We start from the raw sequence: 22,756 nt of genomic DNA, 5'->3' as shown, positions 1-22,756 counted from the left end.
CGGCGTGGATGACAGGCGCGGCGTGGATGACAGGCGCGGACGACGCGGCGGACGACGCGGCACCGAGGCCACGCGACGATGGGAGTCGGCGTGGCAGAGCGCGCAACCATGCGGAATCGCTCGGTGAGGCAAAAATCGGTGGAGCCTGATGTCGGACCCCACCGGTAGCATTCGCGGGGCGAGCAGGCGCCGGAAGCATGAAAGAGGAACACACGATTCGATCAAGGGAGCCCGCATGGCGGCGACCGTCGAAGACCTGCCCGGCCTCCTCTACCTGAGCCTCACCGACGGACACTCGTCCACCCGCCGAGCCCCGCCCTCACCGCCCTATCTGCCGGTGGTCCCCTCGGCAGCCGACGGCAGAGACGACGGCCACGACGGCCACGACGGCCACGACTATGAGAATCACGCTCAGGTGGACGCCTGCCTGCGGGGCATCCACGCCAGGTGGATCGCCCACACGCACCGGCATCTGTTCACCACGCCCGCCGGCCTGCTCAGCGCGCTGTCCCCACCGGCCCCGATGGTGGGGCATCCGCATTCCCTGGCGCGCCTCCTCCGTACCTTCGTGGTGCATCTCGCCGCGACCCATCGCGACACCGCAACCGCTCTCGCCGACCTGATCGAGGATCCCGGCGAGTCGGCCGTGGCGCAGTGCGCGCTGGTCGCCGCCGCTGTCGCGCAACGCGATCTGGACGGTGAGGCGCAGGCGTGGGCCCGGCTGCGGCATCTGCTCACCCGCATGCGGGCCTGGCGCTGGCGGGATTGTTCGACCAGTCACGACCGCGAGGTCCTGGCTTATCTGCGCCCGGATCACCGGGCCCGTTTCGACACCGCGATCGGGGTGCTCGCGCCGGCTCCGCATCTGGGTTTCGCTCTGCTCGCCGATCTCCCGGCGCTGAGTGCGGTCTTCCGGCAGGCGTACGCGTGCGACGCCTCACACCGTTACACGGCCCAGCGTCTGGCATGTCACCGTCCCGATCCGGATCTTGCCGACGCTCACGAGAGCCTGCGCCGGAGTCCGGCGGGCCCGGTCGACGCCGCGGTGGCCTCCGCCAACGAGCAGATCCTCGGTGGCGCGGAGCTGCCGATCGACGACCCCGTCTACCGGTTGCACGCCCGGATCACCGCTCGCACGGTTCGGGTGCGGCGGCTCGGCGCGGGGGATCTCGCTCCGGAGCCGGTTCCCGGCCCGCTGGATCCGGCGCGGCTGCCGGCGTATGCGGAGATCGTCCGGCAGAACGCGGGCACGCCCATTGTCGCGGTCCTGGCCGGCAGTGTCCTCGCCGATGCCATCGCCCTGGACGACCGCGAGTCCCTGCTGATCCTCGCCGACGCGGGCTTCGGCGACCCGTACCCGCTGCTCGACGGCCCGGCGACGGCCCCTCCCGAGCACGGCCCAACGCGGACCACCCCCGGATACGGCCCAGCGGTGATCACTCCTAAGCACGGTCCGGCTGGCGTGATTCCCCAGCACGGCCGAGCACGGATCACTCCCGGAAACGACCCGGCAGAGATCACTCCAGAGTTCTGTGCGCTCTTGTTCCGGTACCGGCCCGCCGACGCCTCACGTGTTCTCGCCGGTGTCGCCGCCCGGGACTGGCCGCTCGCCGCCGCGATGCTGGAGCATGCCATCCCGGAACTGCTGGCGTGCGGTGGCCCGCGAATAGCGCAGCGGTTGCACGCGGCGATCTCCGATGCGTTCACCGGCGCCACACCACCGGGTTCCCCACCACCGACGGTGATCGACGGCGTCTACCGGGCCGTCCCGCACGATCTCCACTGACGAACGGGAATCCGTTCAGCTCCCGGACGTGCCAGCGAAGCGCGGCGGGTCGGGTGACTGAACATACCGGCGAAGCACGGCCGGTCCGGCGACAACGGACCGGCGAAGAGCGGCGGTTCCGGCGACAACGGACCGGCGAAAAGCAACCGGTCCGGCGACCGAACATACCGGCGAAAAGCACCCGGTCCGGCGACCGAACATACCGGCGAAAAGCAACCGGTCCGGCGACCGAACATGCCTGCGAAGAGCGGCGGGTCCGAGGCGAACCGCCCCGGACCCGCCGCCCGGCTCGGGGTGCGACGGCGGAAGCCGACGCGGGAGCCCGGGGCGTGAGTCCTGATCAGCGGTGGTCGGAGCCTTCGGACTCGACCGCCGCCCGGCCCGCTTCGAGGCGGGCGATCGGCACCCGGAACGGTGAGCAGGACACGTAGTCCAGCCCCACCTGGTGGAAGAAGTGGACCGAGTCGGGGTCGCCGCCGTGCTCACCGCAGACGCCGAGTTTGAGGCCGGGACGCGCCGCCCGCCCTTCCTCCGCCGCGATCGTCACGAGTCGCCCGACACCGTCGGCGTCGATGGACTCGAAGGGTGAGATGCCGAAGATGCCGAGTTCCAGGTAGCGCCAGAAGAACGCTCCTTCGACGTCGTCCCGGGAGAAGCCCCACGCCATCTGGGTGAGGTCGTTGGTGCCGAAGGAGAAGAACTCGGCGGCTTCGGCGATCTGACCGGCGGTGAGCGCGGCCCGCGGCACTTCGATCATCGTCCCGATCAGGATCCGGACGCCCGACGACCCGGCCACCTCGGAGATGATCTTCTCGGCTTCCGCCCGTACCGTCTCCAGTTCTTGAACGGCGCCGACCAGCGGCACCATGATCTCCGGCCGGGGGTTGCCGCCTTCGGCGGCGAGGGCGACGGCCGCTTCCGCGATCGCGCGCACCTGCATCGCGAAGAGCCCGGGGATCACGAGTCCGAGCCGTACGCCGCGCAGTCCCAGCATCGGGTTCTGTTCGTGCATCCGCCGTACCGCCGCGAGCAGTTGTTCGTCGTGTTCGACGTGCCGGCCGTGTTCGTGGGCGACGGCCACCTTGACCGCGAGCTCTTCCAGGGACGGCAGGAACTCGTGCAGCGGCGGGTCGATGAGCCGGACCGTGACGGGCAGCCCGTTCATCTCCCGGAAGATCTCCAGGAAGTCGGCGCGCTGCAGCGGCTGGAGCGCCACGAGGGCCTCGTTGCGTTCCGTTTCGTTGCGCGCCAGGATCAGCCGTTCGACCAGTTCCCGTCGGTCGCCGAGGAACATGTGCTCGGTCCGGCACAGCCCGATGCCCTGCGCGCCGAAGCGCCGCGCTCGGGCGGCGTCGGCTCCGGTGTCGGCGTTGGTCCGCACGGTGAGGCGCCGTTTCTCGTCGGCGTGGGTGATGAGCCGGTGGACGGCGGCGACCAGCGGATCGTTCGCGTGGGCCGGGTCGAGGTCGCCTTCGAAGTACTGCACGACCTCGCTGGGCCGGACCGGGACCTCGCCGAGGTAGACCCGGCCGGTGGTGCCGTCGATGGAGATGACGTCGCCCTCCCGTACGACGGCCTCCCCCACCGCGAACGAGTCCTGGCTGACCGCGACGTCGTCGGCGCCGCAGACGCAGGTCTTGCCCATGCCGCGGGCGACGACGGCGGCGTGTGAGGTCTTGCCGCCGCGGCTGGTGAGGATGCCGTTGGCGGCGATCATGCCGGGCAGGTCGTCGGGGTTGGTCTCGCGCCGGACCAGGATGACCGGCCTGCCTTCGGCAGCCACCTCGACGGCTTGCTGGGAGGTGAAGACGACCTGGCCGTACGCCGCTCCCGGTGAGGCGCCGACACCGCGGGTGATCGACTCCGGTGAGCCGGAGAGGTCGAACCGGGGGAACATCAGCTGGGCGAGCTGGGCCCCGCTGACCCGGGTGAGCGCTTCGTCGAGGTCGATCACCCCTTCGTCGACGAGCTGGGCGGCGATGGTGAACGCGGCGGCCGCGGTGCGTTTGCCGACGCGGGTCTGCAGCATCCACAGTTTGCCGCGTTCGATGGTGAACTCGATGTCGCACAGGTCGCGGTAGTGGCCCTCGAGGGTGGCCATGATCCGCATCAGCTCGTCGTAGGAGGTCTTGTCGAGCTGTTCCAGGTCGGCCAGCGGCAGCGTGTTGCGGATGCCGGCGACGACGTCCTCGCCCTGCGCGTTGGCCAGGTAGTCGCCGTACACGCCCTGTTCGCCGGTGGCGGGGTCGCGGGTGAAGGCGACGCCGGTGCCGGAGTCGGAGCCGAGGTTGCCGAAGACCATGGCGACCACGTTGACGGCGGTGCCGAGGTCGGTGGGGATGCGTTCCTGACGGCGGTAGAGCACGGCACGGTCGGCGTTCCAGGATCGGAAGACGGCCTCGACGGCCAAGTCGAGCTGTTCGCGCGGATCTTGCGGGAAGTCGTGGCCGGTGTGCTTGACGAAGACCTTCTTGTACGCCGTGACCAGAGCCCGCAGATCCTCGGCGTCCAGTTGCACGTCGTCGGTGACGCCCTTGGCCGTCTTCGCCTCGTGCAGCGCGTCCTCGAACTCGTGGCCCGGCACGTCGCACACGGTCTTGCCGAACATCTGGATGAGCCGCCGGTACGAGTCCCAGGCGAACCGGTCGTTGCCGCCGGCCTGCCGGGACAGCCCGGCCACCGACGCGTCGTTGAGGCCGACGTTGAGAACGGTCTCCATCATGCCCGGCATGGAGAACTTCGCCCCGGATCGCACCGATACCAGGAGTGGGTCGGCCGGGTCGCCGAGCCGGCGGCCCATGGCGGATTCGAGGGCTTCGAGATGGGTGTCGATCTCACCCGCCAGGCCGTCGACGTGCTGGCCGTTGCGCAGGTACTGCTGGCACGCCTCGGTGGTGATGGTGAAGCCGGGAGGCACGGGCAGGCCCAGGTTCGTCATCTCCGCGAGATTGGCGCCCTTGCCACCCAGCAGATCCTTGAGGTCCTTGTTGCCCTCGGCGAAGTCGTAGACGAACTTCATGCCTCTACCTCCGGTTAAGAATCCGCGGCGGATATCCATTCCTGCCCTGGGATTCGTAAGGCTAAGCACGACTACGGCGAATAGTTAACAGTGCGGTGGCTTTTTCCACACGGGTGCGGAGAACCGTGATCGGTACACGCCCTCTGCGCGCACGAACGCGCAGCGGCACCGCGCGGAGACTAGGCACACGACTAGCCGGCCGGATCGCGACTGCTTCTGATCACGTGGTGTGGGAGGGTCGCCGGGACGGTTCACGGCGGAAAATAAGCGCGCCGCTGCGAATTCCACGGGGGAAGAACTCGCAACGGCGCACCGCGAACATTAGACGACGTTCGTCACGCTGTCCATCCCGGAGCCTCGCGGGTCATCCCGGAGCGCCCGGGCCATCCGGAGCCGCCCGGGGCCTCAGCCGACCCGCTGCACCACGGATCCGACCAGCCGCTGCCAGTCGGCGTCGAAGTTCGGCGACGGCGACGCGTTGTCGAGGCGGTAGAGGGCGTAGGTGTCGACGAGCACCACGTTGCGGGTGCGCAACACGGCCACGGCGGTGTCGGCGGTGCCCGGGTGCTGCGACTCGTACGACTTGTGGCGCACGATCACGAACCCGGACCAGGCCCCCTCGGCGAGGTCCCGGAACTCGGCCGTCTCGGTGTAGGCCGGCTCGTTGCGGTCGGCCGTCACCGTCGCCGGCACCCGCACCGTCTTCGGGCACTGCTCGGCGACGGTCTTCAGCAGCGACAACCCGGCCGTCGCGCTGGCCTCGTCGGCGTACACCAGCGCGGTCTGCTGGAGGGTCTGCGCGCCCTTCTCCCCCTCGTCGGCGGCGGCCGCGGACACGATCTCCGCGCCCGGTGGCGCCTGCGGCGGCTTGCTCGTCCCGCCGCAGAAGCTCACCATCTGCTGCGGGTCGGCGCTCTCCCGCGGCGCGGCCCAGGCCGGCCCGATCTCGGCCGGCTGCAGGAACGCGCCGCGCATGGTGGTGACGGTGATCAGCCCGGCGTCCGGCTCGCCGTCGTCGGCGGAGGTGCACCCGGCCGCCAGGACCAGGGCGCACGCGGCACCCACGGCGGCACGGAGGGGTCTGGCGGTCGCAAGCATCCGGCCATCCTGCCAGAACACCGAGCGCACCCCGAAAAACCACGGGCCTTCCCCGATACGCCTGAGCTAAGGTTCACGCCACGCAAGCGGTGTGTAGCTCAGTCAGTAGAGCGCCTGGCTCCGGACCGGGAGGGCGCAGGGGCGGAACCTGCCACACCGGCATGGAACAGCACGGGGACACGGTCGGCACGGGCTATCCGCAGGCGCAACTGGCCAAGGCGGTGACCGGCGGCGACACCGGGAAGGCCGCCCGATGGCGGGCGGTCATCGCCGGGATGCTGCGCGGGGATCTGACGATCGGCTCGCGGACACCGGTGAGGAAGATGCCCGCCTGGGTCACTCCCGAGGTGCTGCACGGCGGTTTCGCCTCCGGGCGGGCGGCCGCGGCCGGTCCGCTGAACGAGGCCGAGACGGCGTACGCGGACCGGCACGGCCTGCCGCACGACCGTGGCGTGATCTTCCGGCACCGGATCGATCCGGCTCGCCGGGCGCGGCTGGACGCCCTGCTCGACGACGGATACGCCGTGACCCTGCCGGAGGAGGCGCTGCTGCCGGTGGTGGCGTGGCTGCTCCGGTTCGGCGACGAGGAGGCGGCCCTCGATCTGATCGAGCAGGTCCTGCCGTACTCGGCCGCGCTCTGTTTCACCCCACGCCCGGCGCCCGGTCCGCCCGCAGACCCGGAGCTGGTGTGGCGCGCGACCGCCGGCGAGGCACGGCAGAGCCTGGCGAACCGGCAGCCGAACGAGCGGGTCGAGGCGATGCGCGGCACCCTCGGCGTCTGGAACCTGTACGCCGACCGGGTGCTCGCGCACTGGCTGCGGTCCGCGGTGGACGGGCGGGTGGGCGTCCACATGGATGAGCCCTGGCAGCACGCCGCCCGGGGCCTCCTCGCCGAGTACGCCGACCTCGCCCGCCGCACGCCGCCGAGCCGGCGGCACGCCGGGCCGAAGGCGAACCTGACCGTCCTGCGCACCGCTCTGGAGGAGGCCGTCGCCGGCCGGGAGTGGCGGCGCGGCCTGGTGCAGACCGTGACCGACGCGATGGTGCGGCGGCGCGGCGAGCCCGGCAGCCCCGGGCACGCCGCGCTGCGGGACCGGCAGGCCGCCGTGGCGGCGAAGACGCCGCACCACGTGATCGCCCGGCAGGTCGCCGAACGCCTGGCGGAGCTCCCCCAGCACATCGGCGTCCTCGACGCCGAGCCGCTGGTCGCCGGCGCGCCCGCGTCCGTCCGGGCCGTCGTCCGGCGCGCCACCGCCGCGCCGGTCGAGGGCCTGGTCGCGGCCGGTCTGGTGCCGTCGGCGGAGGTGCTCGCCGCGCTGGTCCCACGGGTGACCGCCCAGGCGGTGGGTGCCGCCTACGCCGATCCGGACCTGCGGGCCCTGATGGCCGCCCACTACCTGGCCTTCCGCAACCGCCGGTCGTTGCTGCTCACTGATCTGGAGAGCCAGGTCCGGCCGGACGAGCTGCCGTGGGTGCGGGCGGTCCAGCGCTATGAGCTGAACGAGCTGCACGAACTCTACGACGGGTCGACCGAGGCCGGCGCCGCCGTCGCGCTGCGGCGGATCGGCGGGCTGACGCTGTGCTCGTTCCCCGGCACGTTGCTGCCGAACCCGCTGGTCAGCGAGCTGCGCACGTTGAGCCGCGAGGCGCGCCTGCGCCTGCCCTGGGTGGAGGAGCTGGCGGCGGACATCTTCGACGGCCGGTTCGTGGCGAAGTTCCCGGCAGCGGCACGGCTCGCCGGGAATCTGCTGGCCGGGACGCTGTACGAGCGGTACTACCGGATCGACTACGCGTACCTGGACGCCCTGCCGGCACCCCAGGGCGGGAAGGCGGTCTCGCCGGAGTTCGCGCGGCTGTGCCGGGAGCGCGCCGGGGTCCGCCAGGCCACCGGGCGGCCCGCGCACAACGGGATGATCATCGAGCAGGCGCAGATCCTGACCACGCACAATCTGGCCACGCTGGTGCACGGGGCCGGGGTGGCGGTCGATCCGCTGGACGCGGCCACCGGCGCCTGGACGACGGTGGAACGGCTGGCCTCCCGGCCGCTGTCGCACCGGTCGATCAAGGACATCGCGTACGCCTGGCGTCACATGATCTTCTTCCTGTCGCTGACCGGCGACTCGCTGACCGGGGACGCGCTGACGTTCGTGGAGGCGCTGCCCCGGCACGGGCGGCTCGGGCCGGCCGTCGACGGGCTGTGGTCGGTGCTGGCCGGGCGCAAGTCCCGCCCGCTGACCGGCTGGACGACCGAACGGCACTGGCTTCTCGCGCCAGGGGTCGATCAGGGTTAGCGTGACTCCAAGGCAGTGTCGCCAAGGAGGTCCACGATGAGCGGGATCGATGCGCTGGCCGCCCGGATCCGGGCCGATCTGGGCCCCGACCAGGTGCTGACCGACAGGCAACAGCTGCGGACGTACGAGTGTGACGGCCTCGCCCACTACAAGGTCATCCCGGCGCTGGTCGCTCTCCCCCGCACCGCCGCCCAGGCCGCCGCCGTGGTTCGTGCCTGCGCCGCGGCGGGAGTGCCGTTCGTGGCCCGCGGATCCGGCACCGGCCTGTCCGGCGGGGCGCTGCCGCACGCCGACGGCGTCCTGATCGTCACCTCGCAGTTGCGCGACATCCTGGAGATGCGCCCCGCGGACGAACGTGCCGTCGTCCAGCCCGGCGTGATCAACCTCCAGGTCACGCAGGCCGCCACCCCGCACGGCTACTATTACGCCCCCGACCCGTCCAGCCAGCAGATCTGCTCGATCGGCGGGAACGTCGCGGAGAACTCGGGCGGCGCCCACTGTCTCAAGTACGGGTTCACCACCAACCACGTGACCGCCCTGGAGGTGGTCACCCCGGACGGCGAGCTGGTTCGGCTCGGCGGGGCCGCCCCGGACGTCCCGGGCTACGACCTGGTCGGCGCGTTCGTCGGCTCGGAGGGCACGCTCGGCGTCGCCACCGAGGTCACGGTCCGGCTCACCCGGCTGCCGGAGACGGTCCGGACCCTGCTCGCCGCCTTCCACGGCACCGACCAGGCCGGCGCCGCCACGTCGGCGATCATCGCGGCCGGGGTGGTGCCGGCCGCGATCGAGATGATGGACGCGCTGTCCATCGAGGCCGCCGAGGCCGCCGTCCACTGCGGCTACCCGGCCGGCGCCGGCGCGGTCCTGGTCGTCGAGCTGGACGGCCCGTCCGCGGAGGTGGACGCGCAGTTCGACGAGGTCACCGCGCTGTGCGAGAAGAACGGGGCGTTCGAGATCCGGGTCGCCGCCGACGACACCGAACGGCAGCTGATCTGGCGGGGCCGCAAGTCGGCGTTCGCGGCGGTCGGCCGGATCAGTCCCGACTACATCGTCCAGGACGGGGTGATCCCGCGGACCGCGCTGCCCGAGGTGCTGCGCCGGATCACCGAGGTCGCCTCGTCGCAGGGAGTGCGGGTGGCGAACGTGTTCCACGCCGGCGACGGCAACCTGCATCCCCTGGTGCTGTTCGACGATCGCGTGCCCGGTGAGGCCGAACGCGCCGAGACGGTCTCCGGCGCGATCCTCGACCTGTGCATCGAGTACGGCGGCTCGATCACCGGCGAACACGGCGTCGGTGTGGACAAGGCCCGGTACATGCCCCGCATGTTCAGCGACACCGACCTCGACACGATGCAGCTGGTCAGGTGCGCGTTCGACCCGGACGGCCTGGCCAACCCGGGCAAGGTGTTCCCCACCCCACGGCTGTGCGGCGAACGGCCCGGACGGCGGCAGGGCGCCTTCGAGCACGAGGGCGCGGAGGTCTTCTGATGAACCGGCGTCCTCAGCCTCGCAACGGCCACACACCCGGGAGGGCCGTCCGATGAGTGTGCTCGACGATCTCGCGGTGAAGGCCGGCGACGACGACGTGGTCTGCGGGATGCCCGCCCGGTTCGTGGCCGCGCCCGCGAGCGCCCGGGAGGCGGCCGCCCTGATCGCCGCCGCACGGGATCTGACCGTGGTGATCCGCGGCGGCGGCACCCGGCTGCAGCAGGGCCCGCCACCCCGCGACCTGGACCTGATCATCGACACGCGGCGGATGGCCGGGGTGGTCGAGCACGCCGCCGGCGACCTGATCACCGTGGTCCGGGCCGGAACCCCGATGGCCGAGCTGCACCGCCTGCCGGGCCAGCAGCTCGCCCTGGACGCGCCCGCCGGGGCGACGGCCGGCGGCACGGTCGCGGCGAACACCAGCGGCCCGCGCCGCCTGCGCTACGGCACGGCCCGCGACCTGCTGATCGGTATCACCGTCGTCCGGCCGGACGGCCGGATCGCGAAATCCGGCGGCAAGGTGGTGAAGAACGTCGCGGGCTACGACCTGGGCAAGCTCTACACCGGATCGTTCGGCACGCTGGGCCTGATCACCGAGTGCGTCTTCCGGTTGCATCCGGTTCCGGTCACCACCGCTGTCGTACGGGCCACCGCGGCGCCCACCCACGTGGCGGCGGTCCTCTCCGCCCAACTGGCGCCCAGCGCCATCGAGATCAACGCCGCGCCGGGCGCCGAGCCGGAGATCGCCGTCCTGCTGGAGGGCACTCCGGCGGGGGTCCGCGACCGCGCCGCCACCCTCGCCCGTCTCCTCGGCGGCGACGTCACCACCGAACCCCCGTCCTGGTGGGACACCCCGCCCGACCCACCCGGCGGCCTCGCCCTGAAACTGACCGCCACCCTCTCCCGCGTCCCGGACCTGGTCGCCGCCGCCGTCGGGGCGGGCCTCACGGTCCGCGGCTCCGCCGGAACCGGCGTCCTGTACGCCGGTGCCCCGGCCGGCGCCGACACGGTCGCCGAAGTCGTCGCGTCGGTACGGGCGGCGGCGACCGCGGCCGGTGGGCACGCCGTCGTGCTGTCCGCGCCCGACGGCACCCGGGACGGCCTCGACATGTGGGGGCCGGTGCCCGGCCTCGATCTGATGCGCCGGGTCAAAGAGCGGTTCGACCCTGATCACCGTTTCGCGCCCGGCCGCTTCGTGGGAGGAATCTGATGTCCGGCATCGACGCCACCCGCGGCGACGGCACCCTGCCGCCCGACCCGATTCCCGCCACCTCGTCCGACATGCTCAAGCCCGATCAGCCCGATCAGCCCGATCAGCCCGATCAACCCGATCAACCCGATCAGCCCGATCAACCCGATCAACCCGATCAGCCCGATCAGCCCGATCAGCCCGATCAACCCGGCCAGCCCGATCAACCCGATCAGCCCGGCCAGCCCGATCAGCCCGGCCAGCCCGATCAGCCCGGCCAGCCCGGACAACCAGATCAGCCCGGTCAGGCTGGCCAGGTCGGGGCTGTCGCAGGCAGCCGGACGCCGGTCGGCGCGACGCACGGCACCGGGACGCCACCGGTCGACGCGCTGCGGGCCGCGGAGACCGGGACCACGGTGCACGACGAGCCCGCGTTCGACGGCGATCACCCACCCAGCGCCGACATCGTGTCCGATTGTGTTCACTGTGGCTTCTGCCTGACGACCTGCCCGACCTATGTGCTGTGGGGCGAGGAGATGGACTCGCCGCGCGGCCGGATCCACCTGATCGGGCAGGGCGTCTCCGGCGAGCCGCTGACCGACTCGATGGTCACCCACTTCGACAGATGTCTCGGCTGCATGGCGTGTGTGACCGCGTGCCCGTCCGGTGTCCGCTACGACCGGCTGATCGAGGACACCCGCGCCCAGGTGGAACGCCGCCACTCCCGCAGCGCCCGGGAGCGTGCCGTGCGTGCGGCGATCTTCGCGCTGTTCCCGTACCCGCGCCGGCTCCGGCTGCTGCGGGGACCGCTCCGGGCGTACCAGAGATCAGGTCTGCAGAAGCTCGTCGCCCGCACCGGCCTGCTCGACCGTCTCGCGCCGACCCTCGCCACCCTGGAGTCCCTCGCCCCGCGCCTGCGCGGCGTGCCGCGCCCGCCGGCCCGCGTCCGAGCCCGCGGCGAACGCCGAGCGGTCGTCGGCATGCTGACCGGTTGTGTTCAGGGCGCGTTCTTCCCGGACGTCAACTCGGCGACGGTACGCGTGCTCGCCGCCGAGGGCTGTGACGTGCTGATCCCGCCGAGCCAGGGATGTTGCGGCGCGCTGAGCGTGCACAACGGCCGCCGGGCCGAGGCGCAGCGGTTCGCCCGGCGCCTGATCGACACGTTCGCCCGGACCGGCATGGACTACTTCGTGGTCAACGCGGCGGGCTGCGGTTCGTCGCTGAAGGAGTACGACGAGCTGCTCGCCGACGACCCCGCCTACGCCCGGCGGGCCGCCGACTTCACCGCCAAGGTCCGTGACCTGTCCGAGTTGCTGGCCGAACTGGGCCCGGTCGCGCCCCGGCACCCGCTGCCGATGACGGTGGCGTACCACGACGCCTGTCACCTGGGGCACGCGCAGGGCATCCGCGCGCAACCCCGCGCCCTGCTGCGGGGCATCCCCGGCCTGGAGTTGCGCCCGATCGCCGACCCGGAGATCTGCTGCGGCTCCGCGGGCGTGTGGAACGTACTGAATCCGGGCCCGGCCGCCGAACTCGGCGACCGCAAGGCGAAAGCCGTCCTCGCCACCGGCGCCGAACTGCTCGTCACCGCCAACCCGGGCTGCCTCATGCAGGTCGCCGCCGCCGTCCACCGCCGCGGCGGCACGATCGCGCTGGCCCACACCGCCCATGTCCTCGACGCCTCGATCCGCGGCCTGCCCCCGGCCACCCTGACGTCAGCGCGATGACCGGCTGGAGACGACGCCCAACAGAGGGCTCTGACGTCAGCGCGATGACCGGCCGGAGACGCCGAGCGGAGGCTGCCGGAACCGCGGGGAGACGGGTCCCGTAGCACCCGCTCTCCCCGCGCTCTCCCGGCCGGTGACCGCCGAGCGAGGCCGCGGCGCCCCCGCGCTGCCGACCTCTCCCCCACCACGGCCACCCGACCCGTGCGGCACCCATCCCATCGCGCCGCACGTCTGATCCAGCACCTCGCGTGGCGGCGTTCTGGTCGAATGACGGATGGGAGCCCCTCCCAGACATTGACATACGTTAAATTGGGAGCGCTCCCAGCGTGCGCCGTTCCACACGTCCCGTCAAGCACCTCCTCCGGAAGGCATCCCCATGCATCGACGGAAATGGGCCGCCCTCGGCCTGACCACACTCGTCTCCACGACCACCGCGGCAGCGTTCACCCTGGTCACCGGCGGGGCCGCGCAAGCCGCCGTGGGCTGCTCGGTGAAATACACGGTGTCCAGCCAATGGTCCGGCGGCTTCGGCGCAAACGTCGACGTCACCAATCTCGGCGCCCCCGTCACCGGCTGGACGGTGGCGTTCACATTCCCCGCCGGCCAGACCGTCAGCCAGTTGTGGAACGGTTCGGTCACCCAGTCCGGCTCCTCGGTCACCGTCCGCAACGCCGGCTGGAACGGCGCCGTGGCCACCGGCGGCACCGCCTCGTTCGGCTTCAACGGCTCGTGGACCGGCTCCAACCCGGTGCCCACGTCGTTCACCCTGAACGGCGTGGCCTGCACCGGCACGGTCGATCCCACGCCCACCGACCCCACGCCCACCGAGCCGACACCGGACCCCACCGGCGACCCCAAGACGAAGATCATGGCGCTCGGCGACTCGATCACCGGTTCCCCCGGCTGCTGGCGCGCCATGCTGTGGCAGCAGCTGCCCGCCGCCGAGGTCGACTTCGTCGGCACGCTGCCCGGCGACGGCTGCGGCTTCCCCTACGACGGCGAGCACGAGGGCCACGGCGGTTACCAGGTCACCAACGTCGCCGGCCAGAACATGCTGCCCGCCTGGCTCGCCGCGAGCGATCCCGACGTGGTCCTGATGCACTTCGGCACCAACGACGCGTGGAGCAACATCCCGGCCACCACGATCCTGAACGCCTACACCACCCTGGTCGGCCAGATGCGCGCCGCCAACCCCCGTATCAAGATCATCGTCGCCCAGATCATCCCGCTGAACCCGCCCACCTGCACCGACTGCGGCCAGCGCGTGGTGACCCTGAACGCCGCGATCCCGTCCTGGGCCGCCGCCCTGTCCACCGACGCCTCCCCGATCACCGTCGTCGACCAGTGGACCGGCTTCGACACCACGACCGACACCTACGACGGCGTCCACCCCAACAACGCGGGCAACGCCAAGATCGCCGCCCGCTGGCTCCCCGCCGTCCGGGCCGCCCTCCCCTGACCCGGAATCCGGTGTGCGGGGTTCGGCCGTCACACCCGCCCGAACCCCGCACCCGTCATCCGATCCGCCTGCGACGGCCCGTCCACCCCGCCCGGCTTCCACACCGCGCACGGGCCACTTCCCGGGACCACAGCACCCCGCGCGCGAAGTCAGCACCGCCACGACCCCTGTCCGCTTCCGGTCCGCGGCACTTCTCTCACACCATGCCTTCGTACGGGCCACGCAAGCGTCCCGTGCCTCGCGGCGGCAACGGCAGGCGTCCCCTCCCGACCGCCCCCGGGTGCGGCTCATGCATGCCCGCCCCGGTCACCCCCGGCTGGTTGTGGGGCTGTCTCAGCTGCGCCGAGACAGCCCCTACTACCAGCCGGACAAGATCCACACCAGCTGGTCGTCACTGCTGTCTCGAGCGCCTTGAGACAGCCATCCGTGTCCTTGCGACGACCGTGCGGTGCGGGAAAGTCGGCCGCTGGGCGCGGTTGACATAACGTCTTCGATCAAGGCATGAGCTTCGGTGATGGCCGACTTCCGAGTCAGCAGCCACAACCAGCCGGACAAACCGCAACCGGCACGGAACCGATACGCGCCAGGGTCCGCCGTAGCCGCATCAGGCCGTCGTCCGCGCCCGACCCCACGCGGGTTGCCGACCGTCGGCGGTTGCTCCGTGCGGGCGATCCCGGTAGCGGGCGTGACGGTCCAGACTGACGGGATGGCTGAGGCGAAGACGACACGGAACGATCAGAGCGTGGCGGCGTTCCTCGCCGCGGTCACGGATCCGGCACGCCGGGCCGACGCGGAGGCGGCTGTCGCGCTGATGACCGAGGCGACCGGGGTGGAGCCGGCGATGTGGGGTGGTTCGATCATCGGTTTCGGGACCTACCACTACCGGTACGCGTCCGGCCGCGAAGGCGACTGGCCGCCGGTCGGATTGTCGCCGCGCAAGCAGGCGCTGACCCTCTACATCTCCACCGGCTTCGACGGCCACGACGAACTGCTGGCCCGGCTCGGCCCGCACCGTACCGGCAAGTCCTGCCTCTATCTGAAACGGCTCGCCGACGTGGACCACGCGGTCTTGACGGACCTGGTGGGCCGCGGTTTCCGGCATCTCGCCGGCCGCACCGTGACCACCGAGCCGCGCTGACCCGGCCAGCGCGGCGCGCACCGTCGCCCCGGGCTCGCTGCCAGGCGCCGCGCACCGGCACCCCGAGGCCCACTGCCGGCCACCGGCACGCCGAAGCTCGCTGCCAGGTGCCGCGCACGGGCACCCCGAAGCTCGCTGCCAGGCACCGCCCACCGGCACCCCGAGAGCCCACCGCCAGGCACCGCCCACCGGCACCCCGAGAGCCCACCGCCAGGCACCGCCCACCGGCACCCCGAGAGCCCACTGCCGGGGGTCGCGCACCGGCGCCCGGGGCCGGCTGGCGGAAGTCGAACGAAGGTCGTTTCCCGGACGGCGAGGGGCTGAATCGGACGGCATAATCATCCGGTGGACAACTGGGAATACGCGCGACTCGAGTACCGCGCGGCGGGCACGCTCGGCGCCGACCGTTTCATGGACTGGACCGCGACGTTCCACCATCCGGGTGGGGTGTTGCGCTGGGGCACCGACGAGCGGTTCGACGACCTGCGGCACCTGAACCGGGCGGGCGCGGCCGGCTGGCAGGCGTACGAGCGTTCGGTGATTCATGTGATCGGTGAGCCGCACCGGCTCAGCAGCGTGACGTATTCGATGCGCCGCCCCATTCCCGCCGATCTGGTGGCGATGCAGACCTCCGCGGTGGACGAGCGTGCCTAGGGAGACCGGTGTCAAGCTCGTCGCGTCGAACAAGAAGGCACGGCACGACTACGCCATTCTGAGGACGTTCGAGGCGGGTCTGGTGCTGGCGGGCACCGAGGTGAAGTCGCTGCGCCTGGGCCGGGCGTCGCTCGTCGACACGTTCGCGCAGGAGCACGAGGGCGAGATCATGCTTTACGGCCTGCACATCGCGGAGTACGGGTTCGGTTCGTGGACGAATCATGCTCCGCGCCGTACCCGGAAGCTGCTGTTGCACAAGGTCGAGATCATCAAGATCCTGAACCAGCTCAAGGACGGTTCGGGTCTCACCCTGGTGCCGCTGTCGCTGTACTTCAAGGACGGCTGGGCCAAGATCGAGCTGGGTCTGGCGCGAGGGCTCAAGTCGTACGACAAACGGCAGGTCATGGCCGAGCGGGACGCCAAGAAGGAGATCGCGAAGGAGATGGGCCGACGCCTGAAGGGCGTCCGGGGCCGCCGTTAGGATCTTGCCGTGGAATTCGGCCTGGATACTTTCGGTGACGTCAACGGCAAGCCCTATCCGGAGGTGATCCGGGACGTCGTCGAGCAGGGTGTGCTCGCCGACCGTCTGGGGCTCGACTTCTTCGGCGTCGGCGAGCACCATCGCGACGATTACGCGGTCTCGGCGCCGGAGATCGTTCTCGCGGCGATCGCGGCGCGGACCGAGCGGATCCGGCTGGGCACGGCGGTCACGGTGCTGAGCTCCGATGATCCGGTACGGGTGTTCGAGCGCTTCGCCACCCTGGACGCCGTCGCCCGCGGCCGCGCCGAGATCATCCTGGGCCGTGGTTCGTTCACCGAGTCGTTCCCGCTGTTCGGTTTCGACCTGGGCGACTACGAGCGCCTGTTCGCCGAGAAGCTGGACCTGATGTCGGAGTTGCTCACCGAGGGCCCGGTGAGCTGGACGGGTTCGATCCGGCCGCCGCTGCGCGACCAGCAGGTGTACCCGAAGACGGAGTCGGGCGCGATCCGGACCTGGATCGGTGTCGGCGGCAGCCCGGAGTCGGTGGTCCGTGCCGCCCGGTACGGCATGCCGCTGGTCCTGGCGATCATCGGTGGCGCTCCGGCACGGTTCGCCCCGTACACCGAGCTGTACCACCGCGCCTTGACGGAGTTGGAGCAGGAGCCGCAGCCGATCGCCGTGCACTGTCCCGGTTTCGTGGCGGCCACCGATCAGGAGGCGGTGGACGTGCTGTGGCCGCACGCCCGCCGCAACCTGGACCGGATCGGCCGGGAGCGGGGCTGGCCGCCGATGACCCGGGACCGGTTCGAGGCCGACGTCACCGAGGGCGCCTGGCATGTCGGCTCGCCGGAGACGGTCGCCCGGAAGATCGCGGCGACGATCCGGGCGCTCGGCATCGACCGTTTCGACCTGAAGTACTCCCACGGGACGCTGCCGCACGATCAGCTGATGTCCTGCATCACGCTCTATGCCGAGCAGGTGATTCCGCGGGTGCGAGAATTGATGAATGGCGATTGAGGAGGAACAACCACTCCCCCGCCACTTCTAAGCTATAGCACAGGGTGGGGCTTGCGGCAAGACCCCGGATACGGCGGAGAATCGCACACCGTAACGCAGTCTGCCGAATCGGGGATGCCGTGAACCGTACGACCACCAGTGCTTTCGCCTTGCCTGAGCGGCTCGCCGCGAAGGCTGATCCGGCGATGACCGCGGCCGACGACAAGCATTTCGCGGAGATGGCGGAAAGCCTCGGGCAGTCGATCGCTGAATTGTCGGAACGGCTGGACGCGGAACGGCGGGCGCCCGCCGGGAAAGGGCGGCAGGCGGTCGACCGGGACGACGCGATCCGGCGGATGAACGCGCGGCTGCGGTCGCTGCGCCGGTACAGCCTGGACCTGTGCCTGGGCCGGATGGTGTTCGAGGACGGCGCGACGGTCTACGTGGGGCGGCTCGGGCTGACCGACGGCGCGGGCGGCCGGCTGCTGGTGGACTGGCGGTCGCCGGCCGCGGAGCCGTTCTTCGGCGCCACCCACGCCGACCCGATGGGCCTGGTCAGCCGCCGCCGGTACCGGTGGACGGACGGCCGGGTCGTCGACTACTGGGACGAGGTGTTCGACGCCGGCGAACTGGCGGCCAACGCGGCGCTGGACGACCAGTCGGCGTTCATCGCCAGTCTGGGCGGCAGCCGGTCGCCGCGGATGCGCGACGTGCTCGGCACGATTCAGGCCGACCAGGACGCGATCATCCGGGCCGGGTCGGCGGGCGCCCTGGTGGTCGACGGCGGGCCGGGCACCGGCAAGACCGTGGTAGCCCTGCACCGGACCGCCTACCTGCGCTATCGCGATCCACGCCTGGGCCGGGGCCGGGGCGGCGTGCTGTTCGTCGGGCCGCACGAGCCCTATCTCGCGTACGTCGCCGACGTCCTGCCGAACCTGGGTGAGGACGACGTGCAGACGTGCACGGTCCGGGACCTGGTCGCCGAGGGCGCGCACGCCGGAACCGAGGCCGATCCGGCGGCGGCCCGGCTGAAGGCGTCGGCGGATCTGGTCGGCGCGATCGACGCGGCGGTCCGGTTCTATCAGGAGCCGCCGATGGCGCCGCTGGTCGTCAGCACCGACGACGGCGACGTCCGGGTGACCGGGGCCGACTGGGCGGCGGCGTTCGAGGCGCCGGATCCCGGCACCCCGCACAACGAGGCGCGCGACCAGATCTGGGAGGAGTTGCTGGCGATCCTCGCCGAGCGTTCCGGCGCCGGTGAGGCGGAGCTGGCGCGCAGCCGGGAGCTGCGGACCGCGCTGCACCGGGCGTGGCCGATCCTGCAGGCGGCGGACCTGGTCGCCGATCTCTGGTCGGTCCCGGCCTACCTGCGCCGATGCGCTCCCTGGCTGAGCGCCGAGGAGGTCCGCGCGTTGCAGCGGGCCGAGCCGCGGGCGTGGACGGTGTCCGATCTGCCGCTGCTCGACGCGGCCCGGCAGCGGCTCGGCGATCCGGAGGCGTCCGAGCGGCGGCGCCGGGAGCGGGCCGCCGTCGCGGCCGGCCGGCGGGCGATGGACCGGGTCGTCGACGATCTGATCGCGTCGAACGAGTACGACGACGGCGAGGGCCTGATGTCCATGCTGCGCCAGCAGGATCTGCGCGAGGTGCTCGACTCCGGCGGCGCGCTGCCGGCCGCCGATCCGGACCTGCTGGCCGGTCCGTTCGCGCACATCGTGGTGGACGAGGCGCAGGAGCTCACCGACGCGGAGTGGCGGATGCTGCTGTCGCGCTGCCCGTCGCGCAGTCTCACCATCGTCGGGGACCGGGCGCAGGCGCGGCACGGGTTCACCGAGTCGTGGCGCGAGCGCCTGGAACGGGTGGGTCTGGAGCGGATCGCGATGGCGTCGCTGACCATCAACTACCGGACGCCGGAGGAGGTGATGGCCGAGGCGGAGCCGGTGATCCGGGCCGCGCTGCCGGACGCCAACGTGCCGTCCTCGATCCGGAGCAGCGGTATCCCGGTCCACCACGGTCGCGTCACCGAGCTGGAGGAGATCCTGGCGGATCACCGCGAGGGCACGGCCTGCGTGATCGCCACCGGTCCGATCACCGCCCCGGGGGTACGGGTCCTCACGCCCGAACTGTCCAAGGGCCTGGAGTTCGACCTCGTCGTGGTGGTCGACCCGGAGACGTTCGGGGACGGGATCGAGGGCGCCGTCGACCGTTATGTCGCGATGACCCGGGCGACCCGCCGCCTGGTCGTGCTGCGTACCTGAACCCGGTCCCCGGCGCCGGAGTCGTCCGGCGCCGGGGACCGGCCGGTCACTTGATGATGCCGGCGGTGCGGCAGGCCTTGCGGTACTTGGCGGTGCAGAGCGCGGCGGGGTCCACGAAGCCGGCCTCGACCACGGACTTCACGTTCTTGATCGTGATGGCCTTGGGGGCCAGCTTCCGGAACTGAATGTAGGCGCCCGACTCGGGGTCCTTCAGCTTGTCCTTGAGCTGCGGCTTCTTGTTCTGGTACAGGTTGATCGCCAGATCGGCGGCGGCGTCCGCCTCCGATTTCACGTCCTTGTACACCGTCATGCACTGCTCGCCGGCGAGGATGTTCTGCAGGCCCTGGGTCGTCGCGTCCTGGCCGGTGACCTGGACCTTGCCGGCCAGGCCCTTCTCCCGGAGCACCTCGATGGCCGCGTTGCCGAGGCCGTCGTTGGCGGCGAGGACGCCGTTGATGTTCGGGAACTGCTTGAGCATCAGCGCGAAGATCTCGCGGCCGGTGTCGTTGTCCCACTCCGGCACGAACTGGTCGGGTCCCTGGACCGCCCGGCCACTGTTGAACATCGTGCTCAGGTAGGCGTCGTAGCCCTCCTTGAACAGGGTGGCGTTGTTGTCCGTGGGCGAACCGTTCAGCTCGGCGATGACCGGCTTCTCGACCTCCTTGGCCTTCAGGCAGCTCTCCAGCTCCTTGGCCTGGAGACGGCCGACCTCCTGGTTGTCGAAGCTCACGTAGTAGTCGGCGCCGCCGTTGAGGGTGAGCCGGTCGTAGTCGATCACCGGCACCTTGCGGTCGTGGGCCTTCTGAATGACGGCCTTGCCGCTGACCGAGTCGAGGCTGACGATCATCAGCACCTTGAAGCCCTTGTCCAGGGCGGTCTCGGCGATGCGCTGGAACTCGTTCTTGTCGCCCTCGGCGTTGAAGATCTGGTACGGCACGTTCGCCTTCTTGAACGCCGCCTCGAGGTACTTCGGGTCGTCGGTGCTCCACCGCTGCGAGGTCTTGGTGTCCGGGAGGATCACGGCGATGCCGTCGTTGCCGGTGACCTTCTCGCTGCCGCCACTGGTGGTCGCCACGTTGCCGGCGGCCCCGTCTTCGCCCCCGTCGTCACATGCCGTGAGCATGACCGAAGTCAGCAGGCCGGCGGTGACCAGGGTGGCCAGAGACTTGCGCATGGCGATGTGTTTCCTCTCACGGTGTTCCCGAGCTGCGTGGAACGCTGAACGGTCCGCCAAGTATCGGCCAGCGCGTCACGGTCGCAACATCGGGTGGGGGCCGGGGAACAAGATTATTCATTTTCGTCGCGATCCTGCCAACAATCACTGGCTGTGATCGCGTGGTACGTCCCCCGTGTCAACCCTTGTCGGCGCCGGCCGTCAATCCTTCGGTGAGAAGCCGCTCCGCCGCGAAGAATATGATCACAATCGGCAGGGTCAGCACAACAGAACCGGCCATCAGGACGGTTTTGCTGACCTCGATGCCACCCGACAGCTGCGCCAGGCCGAGCGAGACGGTCCAATCGGCTCGATCTTCCACCAGGAAGAGCAGAGCGAAGAGGAACTCGTTCCAGGCGATCATGAAGACGTAGAGGGCGTTCGCCATCACGGCGGGCGCGGCCAGCGGCAGGATCACCTTGCGCAGCGTCTGCAGGCGGCTGTAGCCGTCGATCGCCGCCGCCTCCTCCAGGCTCGCCGGGATCGTGGAGAGGTAGTTGCGCAGCATGTAGATCGAGACCGGCACGGTCTGCGCGATGTACACCAGCGTCAGCCCGCCCAGCGACCCGCGCAGCCCGAGCCGGGTGAACAGCACGAACAGCGGAATCGCCAGCAGGATCGACGGGAACAGGTACACCGACAGGAACAGGAAGTGCACCTGCCGGCGGCCGGCGAATCGCAGACGGGCCACCGCGTACGCCCCGGGGATCGACACCAGCAGGGTCAGCGCGGTCGCTGCCACCGACACGATCGCCGAGTTGGCCAGGAACTTGAGGAACCCCTGCCCGCCCTCCCCCACCGAGGTCAGCACCTCGCGGTAGGTGCGGACGGTCCACTCCGACGGCTCGATCCACAGTTGGCCCGGGGCCCGCAGCAGGTCCTCGATCGGGCGGATCGACAGCAGGAGCATGTACAGGAACGGGAACAGGGTGATCAGCGCCAGCAGCGTGATCACGATCGGCCGGAGCACCCGCAGGATCCGGGTCTCCACCTCGGCACGGTCGGCCATCAGCCCTCCCCCTCGGCGGCCTCGATGCGGGGCGCGAAGAAGCGCAGGTAGATCGCCAGCAGCACGAGCAGGCCGCCGGCCAGCACCAGCGCCTGGGCGGCGGCGGCGCCGATGTCGAAGCGGGCGGTGAGGTACTCGTACACCCGGACGCTCACCACCTCCGTCCCGGCGCCACCACCGGTCAGCAGATAGACGTCGTCGAACTTGTTGAACGTCATGATGAACCGCAGCACGCTGAGCAGCGCGATCACCGCGCCCAGCTGCGGCAGCAGGATGTGCCGGAACATCTGGGTGGGCGCGGCGCCGTCGACCCGGGCCGCCTCCTCCAGGTCGCCGGGCACCGCCTGCAGCCGGGCCAGCAGGAACAGGAACGCGAACGGGAAGTACCGCCACGTCTCGAACGCGATCACGGTGAGCAGCGCCATCGGCACGTCGATGTGCCAGCCGAGCAGGTTGAGCGCGTACTCGCGCTGGCTGAGGAACGCGATCGGGCGGTCCCAGCCGAGGAACCGCACACCCCAGTCGTTGACCAGGCCGAACTGCGGGCTGAGCAGGACGTTCCAGACGAAGGCCACGGACACGACCGGCGCCACGTACGGCAGCAGCACCGAACCGCGGACCAGCGTGCGGCCCCGGAACCGGCTGCGCAGGGTGAGCGCCGCGATCAGGCCGAGCACGATCGAGCCGAAGGTGGAGCCGACCGTGTAGACCAGGGTGGTCCACAGCGACGACCAGAAGCCCGGCGAGTTCAGCACGGTCTCCAGGTTCGCCAGGGTGTACTGGCCGAAGACCCCGGCCCGGCGCAGGTTGATCAGCCGGATCCGCTGGAAGGCCAGCATGACCGTCCAGAGGATCGGCAGCACCACCACGACCAGGACGACGACGAGGGTCGGGGACAGATAGGCCAGCCCGGCGCGGCTCTCCCGCTGCCGGGCGGTGAGTGGCTTGCCCAC

General features: G+C 71.0%; 17 protein-coding genes and 1 tRNA gene. 12 read left to right on the top strand and 6 right to left on the bottom strand.

Translation table 11 applies throughout. The features are described from left to right. Window positions 1-235: 235 nt before the first annotated feature. A complete protein-coding gene (locus tag Aut01nite_RS25680) occupies window positions 236-1,786 on the top strand; it encodes a hypothetical protein (protein ID WP_043522523.1) in 1,551 nt (516 codons plus the stop codon). A 340-nt stretch (window positions 1,787-2,126) separates the two neighbouring features. Here Aut01nite_RS25680 and ppdK read toward each other — a convergent pair whose 3' ends face one another. Together ppdK and Aut01nite_RS25670 are read right to left on the bottom strand one after the other, a co-directional pair. Next, window positions 2,127-4,805: a pyruvate, phosphate dikinase gene (ppdK, locus tag Aut01nite_RS25675; protein ID WP_043522522.1), complete on the bottom strand. Its 2,679-nt coding sequence runs from the start codon at window positions 4,803-4,805 to the stop codon at window positions 2,127-2,129. 405 nt (window positions 4,806-5,210) lie between these two features. After that, window positions 5,211-5,903, bottom strand: a complete 693-nt coding sequence (locus Aut01nite_RS25670) for a hypothetical protein (protein WP_043522587.1) — start codon at window positions 5,901-5,903, stop codon at window positions 5,211-5,213. Window positions 5,904-5,990: 87 nt separating this feature from the next. Here Aut01nite_RS25670 and Aut01nite_RS25665 point away from each other — a divergent pair. The 4 genes from Aut01nite_RS25665 to Aut01nite_RS25650 all read left to right on the top strand — a co-directional run bounded on the left by Aut01nite_RS25665 (window position 5,991) and on the right by Aut01nite_RS25650 (window position 10,892). Then, window positions 5,991-6,063, top strand: a tRNA-Arg gene (locus Aut01nite_RS25665). Window position 6,064: 1 nt separating this feature from the next. Further along, the gene (locus Aut01nite_RS25660; protein WP_063958709.1) at window positions 6,065-8,194 is read left to right on the top strand and encodes a hypothetical protein; all 2,130 of its coding nucleotides are present in this window, start codon (window positions 6,065-6,067) and stop codon (window positions 8,192-8,194) included. A 36-nt stretch (window positions 8,195-8,230) separates the two neighbouring features. Beyond that, window positions 8,231-9,682, top strand: a complete 1,452-nt coding sequence (locus Aut01nite_RS25655; RefSeq protein ID WP_043522520.1) for an FAD-linked oxidase C-terminal domain-containing protein — start codon at window positions 8,231-8,233, stop codon at window positions 9,680-9,682. A 52-nt stretch (window positions 9,683-9,734) separates the two neighbouring features. After that, the gene (locus Aut01nite_RS25650) at window positions 9,735-10,892 is read left to right on the top strand and encodes an FAD-binding oxidoreductase (protein ID WP_043522518.1); all 1,158 of its coding nucleotides are present in this window, start codon (window positions 9,735-9,737) and stop codon (window positions 10,890-10,892) included. Here the strand turns inward: Aut01nite_RS25650 and Aut01nite_RS25645 are convergent. Next, entirely contained in the window at window positions 10,853-11,356 is a 504-nt protein-coding gene (locus Aut01nite_RS25645; protein WP_204037680.1) for a hypothetical protein, read from the bottom strand. The genes Aut01nite_RS25650 and Aut01nite_RS25645 overlap by 40 nt on opposite strands. Between Aut01nite_RS25645 and Aut01nite_RS25640 the strand changes: the two genes are divergently transcribed. From Aut01nite_RS25640 to helR, 7 genes are all read left to right on the top strand, one after another. Then, window positions 11,261-12,598 (top strand): (Fe-S)-binding protein, encoded by a 1,338-nt coding sequence (locus Aut01nite_RS25640; protein WP_052163211.1) that lies wholly within the window; start codon window positions 11,261-11,263, stop codon window positions 12,596-12,598. The two genes, Aut01nite_RS25645 and Aut01nite_RS25640, sit on opposite strands and share 96 nt — an antisense overlap. 376 nt (window positions 12,599-12,974) lie before the next feature. Beyond that, complete coding sequence (locus Aut01nite_RS25635; protein WP_052163201.1) at window positions 12,975-14,057, top strand: cellulose binding domain-containing protein; 1,083 nt, start codon at window positions 12,975-12,977, stop codon at window positions 14,055-14,057. 706 nt (window positions 14,058-14,763) lie between these two features. After that, on the top strand, window positions 14,764-15,195 hold the full coding sequence (locus Aut01nite_RS25630) for a DUF1801 domain-containing protein (protein WP_043522514.1): 432 nt from the start codon (window positions 14,764-14,766) through the stop codon (window positions 15,193-15,195). Window positions 15,196-15,540: 345 nt separating this feature from the next. After that, window positions 15,541-15,849, top strand: a complete 309-nt coding sequence (locus Aut01nite_RS25625) for a hypothetical protein (RefSeq protein WP_052163200.1) — start codon at window positions 15,541-15,543, stop codon at window positions 15,847-15,849. Next, window positions 15,842-16,330: an SsrA-binding protein SmpB gene (gene smpB / locus Aut01nite_RS25620; RefSeq protein WP_043522513.1), complete on the top strand. Its 489-nt coding sequence runs from the start codon at window positions 15,842-15,844 to the stop codon at window positions 16,328-16,330. The genes Aut01nite_RS25625 and smpB overlap by 8 nt, the downstream gene beginning before the upstream one ends. A gap of 9 nt (window positions 16,331-16,339) precedes the next feature. Then, window positions 16,340-17,347 carry an LLM class flavin-dependent oxidoreductase gene (locus Aut01nite_RS25615; RefSeq protein ID WP_043522511.1) on the top strand — a complete coding sequence of 336 codons (1,008 nt, stop codon included), beginning with the start codon at window positions 16,340-16,342 and terminating at the stop codon, window positions 17,345-17,347. A gap of 119 nt (window positions 17,348-17,466) precedes the next feature. Then, on the top strand, window positions 17,467-19,581 hold the full coding sequence (gene helR / locus Aut01nite_RS25610; protein WP_043522510.1) for an RNA polymerase recycling motor ATPase HelR: 2,115 nt from the start codon (window positions 17,467-17,469) through the stop codon (window positions 19,579-19,581). 46 nt (window positions 19,582-19,627) lie between these two features. On the opposite strand, the gene Aut01nite_RS25605 is transcribed toward helR, so the two are convergent. From Aut01nite_RS25605 to Aut01nite_RS25595, 3 genes are all read right to left on the bottom strand, one after another. Continuing rightward, window positions 19,628-20,755 carry a sugar ABC transporter substrate-binding protein gene (locus Aut01nite_RS25605; RefSeq protein ID WP_043522508.1) on the bottom strand — a complete coding sequence of 376 codons (1,128 nt, stop codon included), beginning with the start codon at window positions 20,753-20,755 and terminating at the stop codon, window positions 19,628-19,630. 178 nt (window positions 20,756-20,933) lie between these two features. Further along, window positions 20,934-21,803 (bottom strand): carbohydrate ABC transporter permease, encoded by an 870-nt coding sequence (locus Aut01nite_RS25600; protein WP_043522506.1) that lies wholly within the window; start codon window positions 21,801-21,803, stop codon window positions 20,934-20,936. Beyond that, window positions 21,803-22,756: a carbohydrate ABC transporter permease gene (locus Aut01nite_RS25595; protein ID WP_043522505.1), complete on the bottom strand. Its 954-nt coding sequence runs from the start codon at window positions 22,754-22,756 to the stop codon at window positions 21,803-21,805. The genes Aut01nite_RS25600 and Aut01nite_RS25595 overlap by 1 nt, the downstream gene beginning before the upstream one ends.

It is taken from the genome of Actinoplanes utahensis, from assembly GCF_016862455.1.
Taxonomy (GTDB): domain Bacteria; phylum Actinomycetota; class Actinomycetes; order Mycobacteriales; family Micromonosporaceae; genus Actinoplanes; species Actinoplanes utahensis.
Note: the sequence above shows the minus strand (reverse complement) of the source record. Positions and strands in the feature narration are given on the sequence as shown.